This is a genomic window from Streptomyces sp. NPDC047525 (assembly GCF_040643025.1).
Classification (GTDB): domain Bacteria; phylum Actinomycetota; class Actinomycetes; order Streptomycetales; family Streptomycetaceae; genus Streptomyces; species Streptomyces durmitorensis.
Window position 1 is genome coordinate 264,619 of sequence record NZ_JBEYTL010000004.1, and the last position, 19,817, is coordinate 284,435.

Below are 19,817 nucleotides of genomic sequence, written 5' to 3' on the forward strand. Positions count from 1 at the left end.
TCGCGGTTCCCTCTCCCCTGTTACTCGTGCTGCGTTTGCCGGTTCTGCGTTACTGCGTCACTTACGTCTCAGCTCTGGTTGAAGAACCCGCCCTCTGCGATGCGAGCCTTGTCCTCCGCCGTTACATCGACGTTAGCAGGCGACAACAGGAACACCTTCTGCGTCACTCGCTCAATGCTGCCATGGAGGCCGAAGACGAGACCGGCGGCAAAGTCGACAAGTCGCTTCGCATCCGTGTCGTCCATCTCGGTCAGATTCATGATCACCGGAGTGCCTTCGCGGAAGTGTTCCCCGATGGTACGGGCCTCGTTGTAGGTCCGGGGGTGCAGCGTGGTGATGCGGTAGGGCTCCCGCTCGGACACAACCTTGGGCATGATCACCGGTGCGTTCTTCTCCAGGCTCTGGCGTTCAGGTGTGATGGATGCCACGGGGGCGATTCGCGCCGGACGTCCTGATTCCGCGGCTAGCGAAGCGGAATGGGCGACCGGCTCACGCTGTGCGGGGGGCTGCACCACTCGTACCGATTCGTCCCTTTCAGACACGTGCGCCTGACGGGACTGGTGCGACTGGTGTGGCGGTTCATGCCGCCTGCGGTCCCGCTCGGGCTCCGGCTCGGGTTCGAACTCGTCATCGGGGTCGAACCCCGGACCGTCGTACCCATCGTCCTCCACGAGGCCGAGGTAGACCGCCATCTTGCGCATCGCGCCGGCCATGCTCTGAGTCCTCCGCTCTGTGGTGGATCGGCTGTCGTCACCAACTGCCCGCGATCCACGAGGCCTCCCCGCCCAACAGCGAGAATGACCATATTTTCTGCTGTGGTCCGACTTCTTGGCGACGTTACCCGAGCCCGGGTCGGACTCCGAGTACCGCCGTACCGACGCGCACATGTGTCGCCCCGGCCGCCACGGCCTGTTCGAGGTCCGCACTCATCCCTGCCGACACCATGTTCGCAGCAGGATGAGCCGCGCGCATAAGGGTTGAGAATTCCATCAGCCGCTCGAACGCCGCCTGTTGCCGCCCCGCGTACGGACCGGTGAGCGGCGCCACGGTCATCAGACCGTCGAGCCGCAGCCCCGGAGCCTGTGCCACGAGTCCGGCCAACTCCTCGATTCCGCCGGGACCCACGCCCCCGCGCTCGCCCCGCCCGTTCTCCTCGGCGTCGAGGGCGACCTGGATCAGGCAGCCGAGTTCCCGCTCCGCGCGCACGGCTCCCGCCGAGAGGGCCGTCACGAGCTTGGGGCGGTCCACGGACTGGACCACATCGGCATAACTGACCACAGAACGGACCTTGTTGGTCTGCAATTGACCGACAAAGTGCCAAGCAAGGGGAAGATCCGTGCAGTCGGCGGCCTTGGGGGCCGCGTCCTGGTCGCGGTTCTCGGCGACGTGTCGCACGCCGAGCTCCGAGAGGATCCGCACATCGCTCGCGGGGTAGGTCTTGGTGACCACGATCAGGGTCACCTCCTCCCGCTTGCGCCCGGCCGCCGCGCACGCCGCGGCGATGCGCTCTTCGACCTCCGCCAGATTTGCGGTGAGTTGAGACTTACGGTCCGTCATGCCCTATCAGTCCAGCCAGACATAGCCCGCGAGACGACCGGTGGTCCGGTCGCGGCGGTACGAGAAGTGGTCACCGGATTCCAGGGTGCACACCGGCGACTGCTCCCGGTCGCGCACCCCGAGCCGCTCCAGCTGGGCGTGCACCCCCGCGGTCACGTCGACCGCCGGAGTGCCCCAGCTCGTCTCGGCGTACGCCGCGGGCTCGATCGCGGCGGCATCGGCGCGCATCTCCTTCGGCACTTCGTAGCAGCGGCCGCAGACGGCGGGTCCGGTGCGGGCGATGACGCGGGCCGGGTCGGCGCCCAGCTTCATCATCGCCTCGACGGCGGCGGGGACGACCCCCGCCAGCATGCCCGGCCGCCCCGCGTGTGCCGCCGCCGCGACCTTGGCGACCGGGTCGGCGAGCAGGACGGGCGTGCAGTCCGCGGTGAGGACCGCCAGGGCGAGGCCCCGGCGAGCGGTCACCACGGCGTCGACCGCCGGGATCTCGGCATCGCTGCCCCAGGGTCCGTCGACCACGACGACATCGGGGCCGTGGACCTGGTTCATCCAGACGACCCGCGCCGGATCGATGCCAAGGGCCGTGGCGGCGAGCCCGCGGTTCGTGCGCACGGCCTGCGGGTCGTCGCCGACCGCACCGCCGAGGTTGAGCTCTTCGTACGGAACGGCGCTCACCCCGCCCCACCTGTCGGTGAAGGCGAAGTGCGCGCCGCTCGCAGTGCTGTGCTGGCTTATCACTTCAGGAAGTCCGGCACGTCCAGCTCTTCGGCCTGGCTGTCCTGGTACGGACGGGCCGGCGGAACCTGCGGCGGGGCCACGGGCGCGGACGGGGCTTCGTTGACCGCGGGCGCCTCGACGGGCTCCGGGGACGAGGGCTCGTCGTGCGACGTGACGCTGCCGAGGCCGCCGTAGGGCGAACGGGACTCGGCCGGACGGCTCGTGGCCGCCGGCTGCTCGTCACGCTGCTTGGTCGACGACGCCGAGCCGAGGACGGTGTCCCGCTTGGACGGTGGCTGGCCACCGTCGAAGCCCGCCGCGATGACGGTGACCCGGACCTCGTCTCCCAGGGCGTCGTCAATGACGGCGCCGAAGATGATGTTGGCCTCGGGGTGGGCCGCCTCGCTGACCAGTTGGGCCGCTTCGTTGATCTCGAAGAGGCCGAGGTCGGAGCCGCCGGAGATGGAGAGCAGGACTCCCCGCGCTCCGTCGATGGACGCCTCGAGCAGGGGCGAGGAGATCGCCATCTCGGCGGCGGCCACCGCGCGGTCGTCGCCGCGCGCCGAGCCGATGCCCATGAGGGCCGAACCCGCCTCGGACATGACCGACTTGACGTCGGCGAAGTCGAGGTTGATCAGACCGGGGGTCGTGATGAGGTCGGTGATGCCCTGGACACCGGAGAGCAGGACCTGGTCCGCCGACTTGAAGGCGTCCAGAACGCTGACCTGCCGGTCCGAGATGGACAGGAGCCGGTCGTTGGGGATGACGATGAGGGTGTCGACCTCTTCGCGCAGCTCCGCGATCCCGTCCTCGGCCTGATTGGCGCGACGACGGCCCTCGAAGGTGAACGGCCGGGTGACGACGCCGATGGTCAGGGCGCCCAGGGAGCGAGCGATGTTGGCGACGACAGGTGCGCCGCCCGTGCCGGTGCCACCGCCTTCGCCGGCGGTGACGAAGACCATGTCGGCCCCCTTGAGGACCTCCTCGATCTCCTCGCGGTGGTCTTCTGCCGCCTTGCGGCCGACTGCCGGGTTGGCTCCGGCGCCGAGGCCACGGGTGAGTTCACGGCCGACGTCGAGCTTGACGTCGGCGTCGCTCATCAACAGGGCTTGCGCGTCGGTGTTGATGGCGATGAACTCGACGCCCTTGAGACCGACCTCGATCATCCGGTTGATGGCATTGACACCACCGCCGCCGACACCGATGACTTTGATGACTGCGAGGTAGTTCTGCGGTGCTGCCACGTCGAAGGCCTCTCGCCTCGAGTTACGTGTCGCCGCCTCGCGGGATCGCGCCGCGACGACTGATGCCGAATGGGACGGTCCGAACGCCGACCCGAACCCTAACGCTGAAGTTTAGGGTTACCAGTGTGTCTGTTCCTTGGACTCTTCCGAACAGGACACTAAGTCGACAAGTGGCGCACGTTCAACGAACACGCCGAACCTCCCGTTTTTCTTTTCACCCTATGTGATCAGCCGTAGCGCTGCCGAACCAGGGTGCTGGCCTGCGACGATATGCGTCAACTCGCCGATGAAGCAGGGGCGGTGGGGACACTCACATCGAAGTGCCGTGCCTTGGGGGCGGCTTTCATCAGCGCGGTGAGTGTGCTTGCCTTCGTCCGGCCCTTCTCGCTGCTGCCCCACGCTACGGTGCGTCCGCCGCTCAACTCCAGCGAGATCGAGTCGTACGAACGGACCTTGACGACCCGGGTATCGCGGGCCACGACGGCCGGAAGCGCCCCCGCGACCCGTACCGACTCACGGCGCAGGCGGTGGGAGTCGAAACGGCGCAGGCTCGCCGCCGCGTTCTCCTGATCCGGCCTCAATTCCAAGAGCGGAACGCCCTTCGGCGCGTGTCCGACCGTGGCGAATCGCACGCCCTTCGCGTCCACTTCGACGAACTTTCCGCCCTTTTCGATAAGCAGAACCGGCTTGCGTTCGGTCACTTTCAGACCGATTCCGTGCGGCCAGGAACGGACCACGTCGACCGAGTCGATACGCCGCAGTTTCTTGCGCAGCCGGTCCTCAAGAGCCTCGGTGTCGACCGAAATCAGTGGCGCCCCCACCGGCGCCGCGGCGGCTTCGCGCACCTCTTCGGGCGTCAGGATCCGGGTGCCGGACGTCGTCACGCGCTCCACGCGCAGCCACTGCGAGCCGTAGAACAGCCAGACGCCTCCCGCGCCGAGCAGCACGAGCGCGATCAGCGAGAGGATCAGGGTGCGCGGCCGCGGGATGCGCGGGCGGGAGCGCGGTGGGCGGGGCGGGCCGGAGTCGAGCTTCTGCCGTTCGGCGGTGGTCGGTCCGGCCACGGTCCCCTGCCTTCTTGTGCTGTTGCCGTCTAGCGCCGGCTCACCCGTTGCGGCGCGACGCGATCGCCTCGTACACCATGCCGACGAGCAGGTCGTCGGCATCCCTGCGGCCGAACTCCGATGCGGCGCGGGACATCTCGTACAGCCGGTGCGGATCGGCGAGCACCGGGAGCACGTTGCCCTGCACCCACTCGGGCGTCAGTTCGGCGTCGTCCACCAGGAGTCCACCGCCCGCCTTGACCACCGGCTGGGCGTTCAGCCGCTGTTCGCCGTTGCCGATGGGCAGCGGGACGTAGGCGGCCGGAAGCCCGACGGCCGAGAGTTCGGCGACGGTCATCGCGCCCGCGCGGCAGAGCATCATGTCCGCCGCGGCGTACGCGAGGTCCATCCGGTCCACGTACGGTACCGGGATGTAGGGCGGCATACCGGGCATGTTCTCGACGTACGGCATTTCGTTCTTCGGGCCGACCGCGTGCAGGATCTGGATCCCGGCGCGCTGGAGCACCGGAGCGACCTGCTGGACGACCTCGTTGAGCCGCCGGGCGCCCTGCGAGCCACCGGAGACCAGGAGCGTCGGCAGGTTCGGGTCGAGGCCGAAGGCGGCGCGCGCCTCCGGGCGGACCCGGGCCCGGTCGAGCGTGGCGATGGTGTGACGCAGCGGGATGCCGATGTACCGGGAGTTGCGCAGCTTGCTGTCCGGCGTGGCGACGGCCACTCCGTGGGCGTACCGCGAACCGATCTTGTTGGCGAGGCCGGGACGCGCGTTGGCCTCGTGCACGACGATCGGCGTCCCGGTCCGCTTGGCCGCGAGGTACCCCGGCAGCGCGACATAGCCGCCGAAGCCGACCACGCAGTCCGCCTTCGTCCGCTCCAGGATCTGCTCGGCCGCCTTGATCGTGCCGCGCAGCCGCCCCGGGACGGTGATCAGCTCAGGGGTGGGCTTGCGCGGCAGCGGAACGGCCGGGATCAGCGCGAGTTCGTAGCCCCGCTCCGGTACGAGCCGGGTCTCGAGTCCACGCTCCGTGCCCAGGGCCGTGATGCCCACGGTCGGGTCCTGCCTCCGCAGGGCGTCCGCGAGGGCGAGCGCGGGCTCGATGTGGCCGGCGGTCCCCCCACCGGCGAGTACGACATGCACCGAAATTCACCGCTCTCCGGACGAACGCGCCTTGACGCGCCGTCTCATCGTGTTCCATCTCACCCGAGGTTGCCGCATGGCCAGGGCCGCCTTTGCCGCCGGGTCCTCCCGCGCGAAGGCGATGAGGAGTCCGATGGCGAACATGGTCGGCAGCAGGGCTGAGCCCCCGTAGGAGAACAGCGGGAGCGGGACACCGGCGATCGGCAGCAGACCGAGCACCGCACCGACGTTGATCACGGCCTGCGCCGTGATCCAGGTGGTCACGCCTCCCGCGGCATACCTCACGAAGGGGTCCTCCGTGCGTCCGGCCACGCGGATACCCGCATAGCCTAGAGCCGCGAACAGAGCGAGCACCGACAGTGTCCCTGCCAGGCCGAGTTCCTCCCCCGTGATGGCGAAGATGAAGTCGGTGTGCGGTTCCGGCAGTTGACCCCATTTTTCCACACTCGCGCCGAGGCCGGAACCGAAGAATCCGCCGGAGGCCAGGGCGTAGATCCCGTGCACGGCCTGCCAGCACTGGTCGCCGGGGCCGGGATCCGTGGCACCGATGCAGGCGAGCCTCGCCATGCGGTTGGGGCTGGTCTTGATGAGGATCACGCCGAGCAGGGCCGCGATCGAGAGCACCCCCGCGAAGAGCCGCGTCGGCGCCCCCGCGAGCCAGAGCAGGCCGAAAAGGATCGCCGTGAGAATGATCGCTGTGCCCATGTCGCCGCCCAGCATGATCAGTCCGAGCAGCATGAAGGCGACCGGCACGAGCGGCACCAGCATGTGCTTCCACTGGGTGAGCAGGCGCTTGTCCTGCTTGCGGGCGAGCAGGTCCGCGCCCCACAGGACGAGGGCGAGCTTGGCGAACTCGCTGGGCTGGAGCTGGAACGGGCCGCCCAGATAGATCCAGTTCTGGTTTCCGTTGACGCTGCGCCCTATCCCGGGGACCTGCACGAGCACCATCAGGAAGACGGTCACGGCGAGAATGGGGTAGGCGAGCGCCCGGTGCAGCTTGATGGGCATGCGCATGGCCACCAGCAGCAGGATCGAACCCAGTACGGCGGCGACGAACTGCTTGCGGAAGAAGTACGCGGCGGGCAGGTCGAGCTGCAGCGCCTGGATCATCGACGCCGAGTAGACCATCACCAGGCCGAGCACGGTGATCAGCAGGCTGCTGCCGAAGATGAGGTAGTACGCGGTCAGCGGCCGGTCCCAGGCCCGCTTGGCACGGGTGTAGAACCGCCGTACCGCGTTCTCCCGCGGCGGGCGGGGTGCGCCCGCGGAACGGACCGGCGCGGGCCTCCTGGCGAGGCGCGTGGGCGCGCGCCCGCTACTGCCTGCCATCGAGACCCCCGAACGGCCACCACGACGCTGCCACGTGCCCTCCTAAGGGTGCCGGGCGCCCCCGGACCAAGGGGCCCGCGTCAGGCGCTCGCGCCGAGTTCGCGGACCGCGTCCGCGAACGCGTCACCACGCTTGTTGTAGTTGGTGAACATGTCCATCGACGCACAGGCCGGGGCCATCAGTACGGTGTCCCCCGGCTCGGCGAGCCGTGCAGCCTGTCGTACCGCCTCGGACATCGCCCCAGTGTCGGTCCGGTCGAGGTCGACGACCGGGACCTCGGGCGCGTGTCGCGCGAGGGCTTCGCGGATCAGCGCGCGGTCGGCGCCGATCAGGACGACGGCCCGCAGCCGCTTCGCCGACTTGGCGACCAGCTCGTCGAAGGTGGCGCCCTTGGCGAGCCCGCCCGCGATCCAGACGATCGATTCGTACGCGGCCAACGAGGCTTCCGCGGCGTGGGTGTTGGTGGCCTTGGAGTCGTCGACGTACGCCACTTCGGCCACGTCGGCGACGTGTTCGATGCGGTGGGCGTCGGGACGGAAGGCGCGCAGACCGTCGCGCACGGCCGTCGGCGGCACGCCGTAGGCGCGCGCGAGAGCGGCCGCGGCCAGGGCGTTGGCGATGTTGTGCGGGGCAGGCGGCCGTACGTCGGAGATCTCTGCGAGCTCCTGCGCCTGCTTCTGGCGGTCCGGCACGAAGGCACGGTCGACCAGAATGCCGTCCACGACGCCCAGTTGCGAGGGCGCGGGCGCGTTCAGCGTAAAACCGATGGCGCGGCAGCCCTCTTCGACGTCGGCACCGCGGACCAGGTCCTCGGTGGCCTTGTCCGCGACGTTGTAGACGCAGGCGACCTGATTGCCCTCGTAGACGCGGCCCTTGTCGGCGGCGTACGCCTCCATGGAGCCGTGCCAGTCCAGGTGGTCGGGGGCGAGGTTCAGGACGGTCGCGGAGTGGGCGCGCAGCGAGGGCGCCCAGTGCAGCTGGTAGCTGGAGAGCTCGACGGCGAGCACGTCGTACGTCTCGTCGCCGGTGACGACGTCGAGCAGCGAGACCCCGATGTTGCCGACGGCCGCGGTCCGCAGACCGGCCGCCTCCAGGATCGAGGCCAGCATCCGGACGGTCGTCGTCTTGCCGTTCGTGCCGGTGACCGCGAGCCACGGCGCGGCATCGGGGCCGCGCAGGCGCCAGGCCAGCTCCACGTCGCCCCACACCTCGACGCCGGCAGCCGCGGCGGCCGCGAAGAGCGGCTTGTCCGGCTGCCAGCCGGGCGTGGTGACGATGAGTTCGGTGCCTTCGGGCAGGGTGGCCCCGTCGCCGAGGCGGACGGTGATGCCCTCTGCCGTCAGCTCCTCGGCGTGCGTACGGGAGCGCTCGTCGTCGCCGTCGTTGACGACCGTGACGACGGCGCCCAGGCCGTGCAGCACGCGGGCCGCCGGGATCCCGGAGACGCCGAGTCCGGCGACGGTGACGTTCTTCCCCTGCCAGCTGGTCACTTCTTGGCTGCCCATCCTGCGTAGAAGAGGCCGAGTCCGACGATCACGCACATGCCCTGGATGATCCAGAAGCGGACCACCACAAGGACTTCGGACCACCCCTTGAGTTCGAAGTGGTGCTGAAGTGGCGCCATCTTGAAGACCCGCTTGCCGGTCATCTTGAAGGAGCCGACCTGGATCACGACGGACATGGTGATCAGGACGAACAGGCCGCCGAGGAGCGCGATGAGCAGCTCCGTGCGGGAGCAGATCGCGAGTCCGGCGAGCGCGCCGCCGAGGGCCAGCGAGCCGGTGTCACCCATGAAGATCTTGGCGGGCGAGGTGTTCCACCACAGGAAGCCGAAGCAGGCACCCATCAGCGCGGAGGCCACCACGGCCAGGTCGAGTGGGTCTCTGACCTCGAAACACGCCTGCGGGTTGGTCAGCGTGACGGCGTTGGCGCAGGACTCCTGGTACTGCCAGACACCGATGAAGGTGTACGCGCCGAAGACCATCACGGAGGCGCCGGTGGCCAGGCCGTCGAGGCCGTCGGTGAGGTTCACGCCGTTCGACATCGCGAGGATCATGAACAGCGCCCAGACCACGAAGAGCACCGGGCCGATCGACCAGCCGAAGTCCGTGACGAACGACAGCTTGGTGGAGGCCGGGGTCTGGTTGCGGCTGTCCGGCCAGTTCAGCGCGAGCACGGCGAAGCCGATGCCGACGATCAGCTGGCCCGCCATCTTCGCCTTGGCGCGCAGGCCGAGCGAGCGCTGCTTGACGATCTTGATGTAGTCGTCGAGGAACCCGACGAGGCCCATGCCCGCCATCAGGAAGAGCACGAGGAGACCGGAGAGCGTGGTCTCCGTCCCCGTGATGATCTTCGTGAGGAAGTACGCGATGAGCGTGGCGAGGATGAAGGCGATGCCACCCATGGTCGGCGTACCGCGCTTGCTGTGGTGCTCGCGCGGGCCGTCGTCCCGGATGAACTGGCCATAGCCCTTGCGGGCCAGGAACTTGATAAGGAGCGGGGTTCCGACCAGGGTCAGAAAGAGCCCGATCACACCCGCGAAGAGGATCTGCCTCATCGGCCGGCGACCTGCCCCTCGGACGACGCGGAGTCATCGAGCAGCGCCGTGGCGACCCGCTCGAGACCGACCGATCTGGAAGCCTTCACCAGCACGACGTCTCCCGGGCGCAGCTCGCTGCGCAGCAGGTCGATCGCCGCCTGTGCGTCGGACACGTGCACCGACTCCTCACCCCACGAACCCTCGTTGTATGCGCCCAGTTGGAGCCAGGACGCTTCCCTGCCCCCGACTGCCACGAGCTTGCTCACGTTCAGTCGGACAGCGAGCCGTCCGACCGCGTCGTGTTCGGCGAGCCCCTCGTCACCGAGCTCGGCCATGTGACCGAGCACCGCCCACGTACGACGTCCCTTGGCCATGGCCGCGAGCGCGCGCAGGGCGGCTCGCATGGACTCGGGGTTCGCGTTGTAGGCGTCGTTGACGACCGTCACGCCGTCCGGGCGCTCGGTGACCTCCATCCGCCAGCGGGACAGCGTGCCCGCGTCGGAGAGCGCGCGGGCGATCTCGTCTGCGGACATGCCCAGCTCATGGGCGACGGCGGCCGCGGCAAGCGCGTTCGACACGTGGTGCTCACCGTACAGCCGCAAGGTCACGTCGCTGCACCCGGAGGGTGTGTACAGCGTAAAGGCAGGCTGTCCGATCTCCGTGAGCCGGACATTCTCGGCACGTACGTCGGCGTCGGCGCGCTCTCCGAAGAAGAGGACGCGCGCCTTCGTGCGCGAAGCCATGGCGCGCACCAGCGGGTCGTCGGCGTTCAGGACGGCGGTGCCGTCGGCGGGGAGGCTCTCGACGAGTTCACCCTTCGCCTGTGCGATCTGCTCGCGTCCGCCGAACTCACCGATGTGGGCAGTTCCGACGTTGAGCACGAGGCCGATCTTCGGCGGGGTGAGGCCGGTGAGGTAGCGGATGTGGCCGATGCCGCGCGCGCCCATCTCCAGGACGAGGAACTGTGTCTCGTCGGTGGCGCTGAGGGCGGTGAGCGGCAGGCCGATCTCGTTGTTGAGCGAGCCCGGCGTGAAGACAGTGGGCGCCTTGCTCCGCAGGACCTGGGCGAGCAGGTCCTTGGAGCTGGTCTTGCCGACGGAGCCGGTGAGCGCGACGAGCGTCGCGCCGAGCCGCTCCACGACGTGCCGCGCAAGGGCGCCGAGCGCCGCCTGTACGTCGTCCACGACGATGGCCGGTACGCCGACGGGGCGCGAGGCCAGGACGGCGGCGGCGCCCGCTTCGACCACCGCGGACGCGTAGTCGTGGCCGTCGACGCGTTCGCCGGCGAAGGCGACGAAGAGGCTGCCGGGCTCCACTTCACGGGAGTCCCTGACGACCGGTCCGGTGACCTGGACGGACGGATCCGGTATGTCGTACGTCTGCCCGCCGACGACAGTGGCGATCTCGGCGAGGGAGAGGGCGATCACAGATTCATCCCTGGGTTTGCTGGATAGCTTCGCGAAGTACCTGGCGGTCGTCGAAGGGGCGCACCACCCCGGCGATGTCCTGCCCCTGCTCGTGGCCCTTGCCCGCGACGAGCACCGTGTCGCCCGGCTGGGCCCGGGCGACGGCGGCGCGGATGGCGGCGGCACGGTCCTCGAACACGGCGACGTCGCCGCGCTCGTGGGACGGCACGTCGGCGGCGCCCGCGAGCATCGTGGCGAGGATCGCCAGGGGGTCCTCGCCGCGGGGGTTGTCGGCGGTCAGCACGGCGGTGTCGGCGAGCCTGGCCGCCGCGGCGCCCATCGGCATCCGCTTGGTCTTGTCCCGGTCGCCGCCGCAGCCGAGGACGATGTGCAGCTTGTTCTCGGTGACCTTGCGCAGGGCGCGCAGGACCGATTCGACGGCGTCCGTCTTGTGGGCGTAGTCGACGACCGCGAGGTAGGGCTGGCCCGCGTCGATGCGCTCCAGGCGGCCGGGGACGCCCGGCACCGCCGCGACGCCGTCGGCGGCCTGCTGGGGGTCGATCCCGGCGACGGCGAGCGAGACGATCGCGGAGAGCGTGTTGGCGACGTTGAACGGTCCGGCCAGCGGGGACTTCGCGGTGATCCGCTCCCCGTTCGGGCCGACCACGACGAACGTGGAGTCGAACGGCGTGACCTCGACGTCTTCCGCGCGCCAGTCGGCGTCGGGGTGCCCCTCGGCGGAGAAGGTGGTGACGGGGACCTCGGACTCGGTGATGAGCCGGCGTCCGTACTCGTCGTCGAAGTTGACCACTCCGACCCGGGAGCGCTGTTTGGTGAACAGCTGCGCCTTGGCCTGGAAGTAGTCCTCCATGTCGGAGTGGAACTCCATGTGCTCCGGGCTGAGGTTGTTGAAGACGGCGACGTCGAAGATGCAGCCGTCCACCCGGCCGAGCACGAGGGCATGGGAGGAGACCTCCATGGCGACGGCCTCGACGCCGCGCTCGCGCATCACCGCGAACAGCGCCTGGAGGTCGGTCGCCTCGGGGGTCGTGCGTTCGGACTTGATCCGCTCGTCGCCGATGCGCATCTCGACCGTGCCGATGAGGCCGGTCGACTTCACGCCCTTGAGGCCGCCCTCGACGAGGTAGGCCGTCGTGGTCTTGCCGGACGTACCGGTGATGCCGATCTGGAGCAGATCGCGCCCCGGATGGCCGTACACCGTGGCCGCGAGCTCCCCCATGGAGCCGCGCGGGTCGGCGACGACCAGGACCGGCAGGCCCGTGACGGCCGCGCGGTCGGCGCCCGTCGGGTCGGTGAGGATCGCGGCGGCGCCGAGGTCGGCGGCCTGGGCGACGAAGTCGGCGCCGTGCAGCCGGGCGCCGGGCAGCGCGGCGTAGATGTCGCCGGGCCGGACCGCGCGGGAGTCGTGCGTGATGCCGCTGACCTCCCCCGTGCCCGGGGCGGCGACGCCCAGCTGATCGGCGATCCTGGCGAGCGGCGTCGCGGAGACCTGGACCGGCCGCGGCGGTCCCGGATATGTCACGGGAACGCCCTTCTGGGTGGTTTGGGACTGATCGGCGTGTGGCACGGCGGTGAGCGTACCGGGCGCACCGGCTGTTGGGCGAAGCGGGCGGTGTGGCGGGGGCTGGTTCCCCGGCCGCGGGGTGATCGTTGTCACGGGTTTGTCCTGGTAGGGCTCAGGGTTCGAAGGTGACGGGGAGCCTGGCCGCGCCCTTGCCTGTGGGCGGGACCTGGAGCGTCTTGAGGGCGAACTGCATGACTTCCTTGTAGATGGGGCCGCAGATCTGGCCGCCGAAGTAGCTGCCCTTGGTGGCGTTCTGGATCGCGCAGTAGACGGTGACGCGCGGCTTGTCGGCGGGCGCGAACCCGGCGAACGACGAGGTGTAGCCCTTGTACCGGCCGGTTTCCGGGTCGACCCGGTTGGCCGTACCGGTCTTGCCCGCGATCCGGTAGCCGGGGATGCGGGCCTTGGTGCCGGTGCCCTCTTCGTCGTCGACGACCGACTCAAGCATGTGCGACACCGTCTTGGCGGTCTTCTCGCTCACCACACGGGTCTTCTTGGGCTTGGGCGCGGGTGTGAAGCGGCCGTCGGGCCCCTTGGTGCCGCGCACCAGCGTGGGCTCGATGCGCACGCCGTCGTTGGCGATGGTCGAGTAGACGGAGGCCGCCTGCATCGCGTTGATCGAGAAGCCCTGGCCGAACGGGATCGTGTACTGCTGCGAGGTGGACCACTTGTCGGCGGGCGCGAAGATGCCGGACGTCTCGCCGGGGAAGCCGAGCCCGGTCTCCCTGCCGATGCCGAACTTGCGCAGGTACGAGTAGAGCGACCGGTTGGCCTCCCGCTGGGTCTTGCCCAGCTCGCCGGTGGCCAGGATCGTGCCGATGTTGCTGGACTTGGCGAGCACGCCGTTGAGCGTGAGGTGCCAGGTCGGGTGGTCGATGTCGTCCTTGAAGAGCCGGTCGCCGCGGTGCAGCCGGTTGGGGACCGTCACGTGGGTGCCGGGCGTGGCCGCGTTCTCCTCCAGGACGGCGGCCATGGACATGACCTTGGCGGTCGATCCCGGCTCGAAGGCGTCCTGGAGCGAGGCGTTGCCCAGGGCCGTGCCGTCGGCCTGCGAGAGGTCGTTCGGGTCGAAGCCCGGGGAGTTGGCCATCGCGAGGATCTCGCCGGTCTTGTTGTCCTGCACTATCACGTAGCCGCGGTCCGCCCTGGACTTCTCCACCTGCTCGGTGATGGCGTTCTGCGCGGCCCACTGGATGTCGCGGTCGATGGTGAGCTCGACGTCCGAGCCGGGCACGGCGGGCGTCTCCGTGCTGCCCGCGGTCGGCACCTGGTGGCCGCCGGACTGGGCATACCTGATCTTGCCGTCCTTGCCCGCGAGCTCCTTGTCGAGCTGCTGCTCCAGGCCGCCCGCGCCCTTGCCCTCGGCGTTGACCCAGCCCAGTATCCCGGCGCCCAGGGTGTCGTTCGGGTACACGCGCTTGCTGCTGGGGTCCTGGAAGACGCCCGCGAGGACGTTGGCGCTCTTCTCGTCGGCACGCTGCTTGTCGGCGAGCGCGCCGCGCAGGTCCTTGATCTGCTTCCAGACCTGCGGGGTCTGCCGACGGGCGAGCAGGACGTAGCGCGTCTTGGGGGTCTTGAGCTGCTCGGTGAGCCGGTCGACGTCCTTGTCGAGGATCGGGGCGAGGAGGGCCGCGGCCTGTTCGGGCGCGTCCTTGATGCCCATCTCCTTCGCCGTGAACATCGTGGGGTCGGCCGTGATGTCGTACGCGTCCACGCTGGCGGCCAGCTCGACGCCGCTGCGGTCGGTGATGCCGCCGCGCTCGGCGGCCAGGATGTGGCTGAAGTAGCGGTTCTTCTCGGCCTTGGTGGTGTACACGCTCGCGTCGACCGCCTGCACCTGGAGGAGGCGTACGACAAAGGCCAGCATCACCAGGGTCAGACCGAGGCTCACCATGCGAAGGCGGGGCCGCGGGCTGCCGAGCCGGATGGTGCGGGCCTTGGAGGCGGCCGGGCGCGGGCGGCGGGCGGGCCCGGCCCCCCCTCCTGTGCGGCGCTGCTGGCCGGGGCGTGCGGGGCGCGAGGGCCGCGCGGGGCCCGGGACCCTGCGTCGCGGGGGTTGGCGGTCCGTCACTTACGTCACCTGCCGGAGGTCGTGGGGCCGGGCTTCGCGGAGAGGGTGGGCGTGGGCGGGGCTTCTGAAGGAACGGCGGGTGTGGCGGCGGGCGCCGGGGAGGCCTGCGGCGCCGGGGGCGGGGCCGACACCGGGATCGAGACCGAGGGCGCCGGAGACGCGACCTCCTGCGGGCGCGGGTCGGTCTGCAGCGCGGACTGCTCGGCGGCGCCGGGAACGCCGCGCACGGTGCCGTCCGGGTTCAGGAAGGCCGGGTCGCCGCCCGGCACCATGCCGAGCTCACGGGCCCGGCGCTGGAGGGCGTCGGGAGCGGCGTAGGCGTCCACGTCCCGCTGGAGCTCCTGCTCCTGGTCGGTGAGCTCCGTCGTCTCCTTCTTCAGCTCGCTCAGCTGGAACGAGCCTTCGTTGAGCGAGGAGTTCAGGATGAGCAGGGTGATCAGACCGCCGCCGAGCAGCAGCACGACCAGCAGCACGAAAGGCGTGCGCGCGGCCTGGCTCGGCCCCGACGGAAGGAGCCGCGCGAGCCTGGCGGCCCTCCCGCGCAGCTCGGGCTTCTTGCTCATGGGGCCTCCTCAGGGACGCCGTTCACACGTCCTCCTGGCGGGAGCACTTCACAGAGTCTCCTCGCGGATGCGCTGCGCACCCCGCAGCCGTGCCGGGGCGGCCCGGCGGTTCTCGGCGACTTCTTCCTCGGTGGGCAGTTCCGCGCCGCGCGTGAGCAGCTTGAGCCGGGGCTGGTAGCGCTCGGGGACGACGGGCAGGCCGGGCGGCGCTGTCGTCGCGGCGCCGGCCGCGAAGACCTGCTTGACCAGGCGGTCCTCCAGCGAGTGGTACGAGAGGACGGCGATGCGGCCGCCGACGGCGAGCGTCTTCACGGCTGCCGGGATGGCGGCCTCCAGGACGCTCAGCTCGCCGTTGACCTCGATGCGCAGGGCCTGGAAGGTGCGCTTGGCGGGATTGCCGCCGGTGCGCTTGGCGGCCTGCGGCAGGGAGTCGCGGATCAGCTCGACGAGCCGCGCGCTGTTGCTGAACGGCTCCTTCTCGCGTTCGCGCACGACGGCGCCCACGATCCGCTTGGCCTGCTTCTCCTCGCCGTACTGACGCAGGATCCGCACCAACTCGCCCGGTGCGTACGTGTTGAGGACCTCGGCCGCGCTGACGCCGGTCGTCTGGTCCATGCGCATGTCCAGGGGCGCGTCCTGGGCGTAGGCGAACCCTCGGTCCGCCTCGTCGAGTTGCATGGAGGAGACGCCGAGGTCGAACAGGACGCCCTGGACCTTCGCGATGCCGAGCCGGTCGAGCACGTCGGGGAGTTCGTCGTAGACCGCGTGCACCAGTTCGGCCCGGTCGCCGAAGGGGGCGAGCCGCTCCCCGGAGAGCCGCAGCGCTTCCTTGTCGCGGTCCAGGCCGATGAGGCGGGCCGACGGGAAGGTGGACAGGAGCGCCTCGCTGTGGCCGCCGAGCCCGAGGGTGCAGTCGACGACGACCGCGCCCGGCTGGGCCAGCGCGGGGGCCAACAGGTCCAGGCATCGCTGGAGCATCACCGGGACGTGTCGGGTCTGGCTCAAAGGGCCCTCTCAGATCCGGCGCGGTGGCCGTGCGCACGGCCGGGTCCCCGCCCGCTCGGGAAGGGGAACGGCCTGCTGGCGCCGGGGAAGTGGCGTCAGCCGACCGGGAGCGGGAGGAGGCCGAGCCGTACGTACGCGCCGCGCACGTGGGGGGATTCAGGGAATCCCCGGGTGAACAGTCCAGCGGGGAGCAGGGTCACGGCTCCCACTTCGCGTCACTTTAGTCCACCGTGTCGCCCGGTCAATCAACTGGCCTGCGCGTCGCGGACGGGTCGTCACGGGAGCCGCGGATCGGGCTCCGTCACCCGTTCGGCCGCACGCGGGCCACTCCTGTGGGTTGCCTCACAACAAGAGTCATTGACGTTCTTTGTCCCTTCTCACAGCGGGCCCGAGCGATCAGTGCCGACTACCGTCATAGTCATGTCGACTTCCGCATCTCCTACGGGCCGTACCCCCGGCGTCCCCGCAGACATAGCCACCGCCGGCACGGTCACGGACCGTCTCGTCGAGGCGAACCACCGGTACGCCTCCGGCTTCACCGACCCCGGCATGGACGCACGCCCCGTCCTGGGCGTGGCCGTCGTCGCCTGCATGGACGCCCGCCTCGACCTCCACGACGCGCTCGGCCTCGAACTGGGCGACTGCCACACCATCCGCAACGCGGGCGGCGTCGTCACCGACGACGTCATCCGTTCCCTGACGATCAGCCAGCGCGCTCTCGGCACACGCAGTGTCGTACTGATCCACCACACCAGCTGCGGCCTGGAGAGCCTCACCGAGGAGTTCCGGCACGAGCTCGAGCTCGAGGTCGGCCAGCGGCCCGCCTGGGCGGTGGAGGCCTTCCGCGACGTCGATCAGGACGTACGGCAGTCGATGCAGCGCGTGCGGACCTCGCCGTTCCTTCTGCACACCGACGATGTGCGGGGATTCGTCTTCGATGTCACCACGGGTCTGCTGCGGGAGATCGACCCTGAGTGACCGGCCCTGACCGGACCTTTCCGGACCGGCTAGGCGCTCAAAAGGCCGCAAGAGCCGACATACCGCCGCCAGTTATCCGCGGGCGAGTGACACAACCCGGTATGCCCAACAAGAATGCGGGGTGGGCATCGCGCTGAACCATTCAGGCGCGGTGTCCGTGATTCGGGGTGGGCCGGGCCGCACACACAGCGTCGGCCCGGAGAACGTGTCCGAGGAGGGCCGGGTGACGACCTATGACGATCGAGCGAGCCTCACAGATCTGACCGCCACAGCGGAGCGTGTCCGCAGGTCGGTGGAGGGTGTGATCGAGGGCAAGCCAGAGGTCGTACGGCTTTCGCTGACCGTGCTCCTCGCCGAGGGGCACTTGCTGATCGAGGATGTACCGGGCGTGGGCAAGACCATGCTCGCCAAGGCACTGGCGCGGTCCATCGACTGCTCGGTGCGGCGCATCCAGTTCACGCCTGACCTGCTGCCGTCGGACATCACTGGTGTGTCCATTTTCGACCAGCAGCGCCGGGACTTCGAGTTCAAGCCCGGCGCGATCTTCGCGCAGATCGTGATCGGCGACGAGATCAACCGCGCGTCTCCCAAGACGCAGTCCGCGCTCCTGGAGTCCATGGAGGAGCGCCAGGTCACCATCGACGGGCAGACCTATGAGCTGCCGAGCCCCTTCATGGTGGTGGCGACGCAGAACCCCGTCGAGATGGAGGGGACCTATCCCCTGCCCGAGGCGCAGCGCGACCGCTTCATGGCGCGCGTCTCGATCGGCTATCCGAACCCGGAGGCCGAGCTGCAGATGCTGGACGTGCACGGCGGCGTCTCGCCGCTCGACGACCTCCAGCCGGTGGCGCACGCGCACGACATCGTGAAGCTCATCGACGCGGTCCGCACGGTCCACGTCGCCGACGCCGTGCGGCGGTACGCCGTGGAACTGGTCGGGGCCACCCGCAACCACCCGGACCTGAGACTCGGGGCCTCCCCGCGCGCGACGCTGCACCTGCTGCGGGCGGCCAAGGCGTCCGCGGCGCTCAGCGGCCGGGAGTTCGCCCTGCCGGACGACGTCCAGGCCCTCGCCGTGGCGGTGCTCGCGCACCGGCTGCTGCCCACGGCACAGGCCCAGTTGAACCGGCGTACGGCCGAGTCGGTCGTCCTGGAGATCCTCCAGCGCACGCCCGTACCCGCCGCCGTCCAGCCGAACAGCGGTTACTTCAATCAGCAGCCGCCCGGCGCGCGGAGGCTGTGATGGCGGCCGGGGGGCCGCAGCCGGCGCAGGCCGAGGAGGGCAAGGGCGGACTGCGGACCGCGCTCGCGGGACTGACCACGCGCGGGCGTTCGTTCCTCGCGGCCGGGATCGCCGCCGCCGTCTGCGCGTACGTCCTGGGCCAGAGTGATCTGCTCCGGGTCGGGCTGCTGCTCGCCGTCCTGCCGCTGGTGTGCGCGACGGTGCTCTACCGCACCCGCTACCGCGTCGCGGGAAGCCGCAGGCTCTCCCCCGCGCGCGTGCCCGCCAGTTCGGAGGCCCGCGTCCATCTGCGGATGGACAACGTCTCGCGGCTGCCCACGGGCCTGCTCATGCTCCAGGACCGGGTGCCCTACGTCCTGGGGCCGCGGCCCCGGTTCGTGCTCGACCGGGTGGAGGCGGGAGGCCGCCGTGAGGTGTCCTACCGCGTCCGTTCGGATCTGCGGGGGCGCTATCCGCTGGGGCCGCTGCAGCTGCGTCTGACGGACCCGTTCGGGATGTGCGAACTGACCCGCTCCTTCTCGACGTACGACACCTTGACGGTCATCCCGCGCGTGGAGGCGCTGCCTCCGGTACGCCTCACCGGCGAGGCCAAGGGGTACGGCGACGGGCGGCACCGCTCGCTGGCCCTCGCGGGCGAGGACGACGTGATCCCGCGGGGCTACCGCCACGGCGACGACCTGCGCCGCGTCCACTGGCGCTCCACGGCTCGCTACGGAGAGCTGATGGTGCGCCGCGAGGAGCAGCCGCAGCGGGCCCGCTGCACGGTGCTCCTGGACACCCGGGCGCACGCCTTCCGGGGTGCGGGGCCCGACTCGGCCTTCGAGTGGGCGGTGTCGGGCACGGCGTCCGCTCTGGTGCACATGCTCGAACGGGGCTTTTCGGTACGGCTGTTGACCGACACCGGAAACTCGGTGCCGGGCGAGGGCTCGGACGGTTTCGCGGGCGCCAGCCAGGAGTCGGCGGACGCGGCGGGACTGATGATGGACACCCTCGCGGTGATCGACCACTCGGACGGCGCGGGGCTCTCACCCGCGTACGACGTGCTGCGCGGGGGCAACGAAGGCCTGCTGATCGCCTTCCTCGGCGACCTCGACGAGGAGCAGGCGACGGTGGCCGCCAAGATGCGCCAGCGCAGCGGAGCCGCGGTCGCCTTCGTCCTGGACAGCACGGCCTGGGCCCAGGGCCCCGGCGGCGCTCCCTCGGGCCCCGGCGACGAGCGGGTCCGGATGCTGCGCGAGGCGGGCTGGACGGCCGTGGCGGTGCCTCCTGGAGTCGCCCTGGTGGACCTGTGGCGCCAGGCGGACCATCTGCGGGCGAGCACGGGCCCCGCCCCTGCGGCGGGGACGACGACCGGGGGCTGGGGATGAGCGGCGGCCCGTCC

General features: G+C 70.2%; 17 protein-coding genes. 3 read left to right on the top strand and 14 right to left on the bottom strand.

What is annotated here, in order from left to right; translation table 11 throughout:
- Positions 1-68: 68 nt before the first annotated feature.
- The 14 genes from sepF to rsmH form a co-directional block, all read right to left on the bottom strand.
- Entirely contained in the window at positions 69-713 is a 645-nt protein-coding gene (gene sepF, locus ABZ833_RS13600) for a cell division protein SepF (protein WP_249590438.1), read from the bottom strand.
- 124 nt (positions 714-837) lie between these two features.
- On the bottom strand, positions 838-1,557 hold the full coding sequence (locus ABZ833_RS13605) for a YggS family pyridoxal phosphate-dependent enzyme (RefSeq protein ID WP_361045458.1): 720 nt from the start codon (positions 1,555-1,557) through the stop codon (positions 838-840).
- Between the two features lie 6 nt (positions 1,558-1,563).
- Complete coding sequence (pgeF, locus tag ABZ833_RS13610; RefSeq protein ID WP_361045460.1) at positions 1,564-2,295, bottom strand: peptidoglycan editing factor PgeF; 732 nt, start codon at positions 2,293-2,295, stop codon at positions 1,564-1,566.
- A complete protein-coding gene (gene ftsZ / locus ABZ833_RS13615) occupies positions 2,292-3,518 on the bottom strand; it encodes a cell division protein FtsZ (protein ID WP_361045463.1) in 1,227 nt (408 codons plus the stop codon). The genes pgeF and ftsZ overlap by 4 nt, the downstream gene beginning before the upstream one ends.
- A gap of 275 nt (positions 3,519-3,793) precedes the next feature.
- Complete coding sequence (locus tag ABZ833_RS13620) at positions 3,794-4,582, bottom strand: FtsQ-type POTRA domain-containing protein (RefSeq protein WP_361045465.1); 789 nt, start codon at positions 4,580-4,582, stop codon at positions 3,794-3,796.
- Positions 4,583-4,622: 40 nt separating this feature from the next.
- Positions 4,623-5,717 (bottom strand): undecaprenyldiphospho-muramoylpentapeptide beta-N-acetylglucosaminyltransferase, encoded by a 1,095-nt coding sequence (murG, locus tag ABZ833_RS13625; RefSeq protein ID WP_160504531.1) that lies wholly within the window; start codon positions 5,715-5,717, stop codon positions 4,623-4,625.
- A 6-nt stretch (positions 5,718-5,723) separates the two neighbouring features.
- A complete protein-coding gene (gene ftsW, locus ABZ833_RS13630; protein WP_249590433.1) occupies positions 5,724-7,046 on the bottom strand; it encodes a putative lipid II flippase FtsW in 1,323 nt (440 codons plus the stop codon).
- Positions 7,047-7,126: 80 nt separating this feature from the next.
- On the bottom strand, positions 7,127-8,551 hold the full coding sequence (gene murD, locus ABZ833_RS13635) for a UDP-N-acetylmuramoyl-L-alanine--D-glutamate ligase (RefSeq protein WP_361045469.1): 1,425 nt from the start codon (positions 8,549-8,551) through the stop codon (positions 7,127-7,129).
- Positions 8,533-9,603 (bottom strand): phospho-N-acetylmuramoyl-pentapeptide-transferase, encoded by a 1,071-nt coding sequence (gene mraY, locus ABZ833_RS13640; RefSeq protein ID WP_249590431.1) that lies wholly within the window; start codon positions 9,601-9,603, stop codon positions 8,533-8,535. The genes murD and mraY overlap by 19 nt, the downstream gene beginning before the upstream one ends.
- Entirely contained in the window at positions 9,600-11,012 is a 1,413-nt protein-coding gene (gene murF / locus ABZ833_RS13645; protein ID WP_361045472.1) for a UDP-N-acetylmuramoyl-tripeptide--D-alanyl-D-alanine ligase, read from the bottom strand. Before murF ends, mraY begins: the two co-directional genes overlap by 4 nt.
- A gap of 4 nt (positions 11,013-11,016) precedes the next feature.
- Complete coding sequence (locus tag ABZ833_RS13650; RefSeq protein ID WP_361045475.1) at positions 11,017-12,669, bottom strand: UDP-N-acetylmuramoyl-L-alanyl-D-glutamate--2,6-diaminopimelate ligase; 1,653 nt, start codon at positions 12,667-12,669, stop codon at positions 11,017-11,019.
- 19 nt (positions 12,670-12,688) lie between these two features.
- Complete coding sequence (locus ABZ833_RS13655; protein ID WP_361045477.1) at positions 12,689-14,647, bottom strand: penicillin-binding protein 2; 1,959 nt, start codon at positions 14,645-14,647, stop codon at positions 12,689-12,691.
- Between the two features lie 5 nt (positions 14,648-14,652).
- Positions 14,653-15,210 (bottom strand): hypothetical protein, encoded by a 558-nt coding sequence (locus ABZ833_RS13660; RefSeq protein WP_361045480.1) that lies wholly within the window; start codon positions 15,208-15,210, stop codon positions 14,653-14,655.
- A 48-nt stretch (positions 15,211-15,258) separates the two neighbouring features.
- A complete protein-coding gene (rsmH, locus tag ABZ833_RS13665) occupies positions 15,259-16,215 on the bottom strand; it encodes a 16S rRNA (cytosine(1402)-N(4))-methyltransferase RsmH (protein WP_361045482.1) in 957 nt (318 codons plus the stop codon).
- 420 nt (positions 16,216-16,635) lie between these two features.
- Here rsmH and ABZ833_RS13670 point away from each other — a divergent pair, with 420 nt between their 5' ends.
- The 3 genes from ABZ833_RS13670 (at position 16,636) to ABZ833_RS13680 (ending at position 19,803) form a co-directional block, all read left to right on the top strand.
- Positions 16,636-17,193 carry a carbonic anhydrase gene (locus tag ABZ833_RS13670; RefSeq protein WP_361045485.1) on the top strand — a complete coding sequence of 186 codons (558 nt, stop codon included), beginning with the start codon at positions 16,636-16,638 and terminating at the stop codon, positions 17,191-17,193.
- A 223-nt stretch (positions 17,194-17,416) separates the two neighbouring features.
- Positions 17,417-18,436, top strand: coding sequence for a MoxR family ATPase (locus ABZ833_RS13675; RefSeq protein ID WP_361045487.1), 1,020 nt, complete (start codon positions 17,417-17,419; stop codon positions 18,434-18,436).
- Entirely contained in the window at positions 18,436-19,803 is a 1,368-nt protein-coding gene (locus ABZ833_RS13680; protein ID WP_361045490.1) for a DUF58 domain-containing protein, read from the top strand. Before ABZ833_RS13675 ends, ABZ833_RS13680 begins: the two co-directional genes overlap by 1 nt.
- Positions 19,804-19,817: the final 14 nt, after the last annotated feature.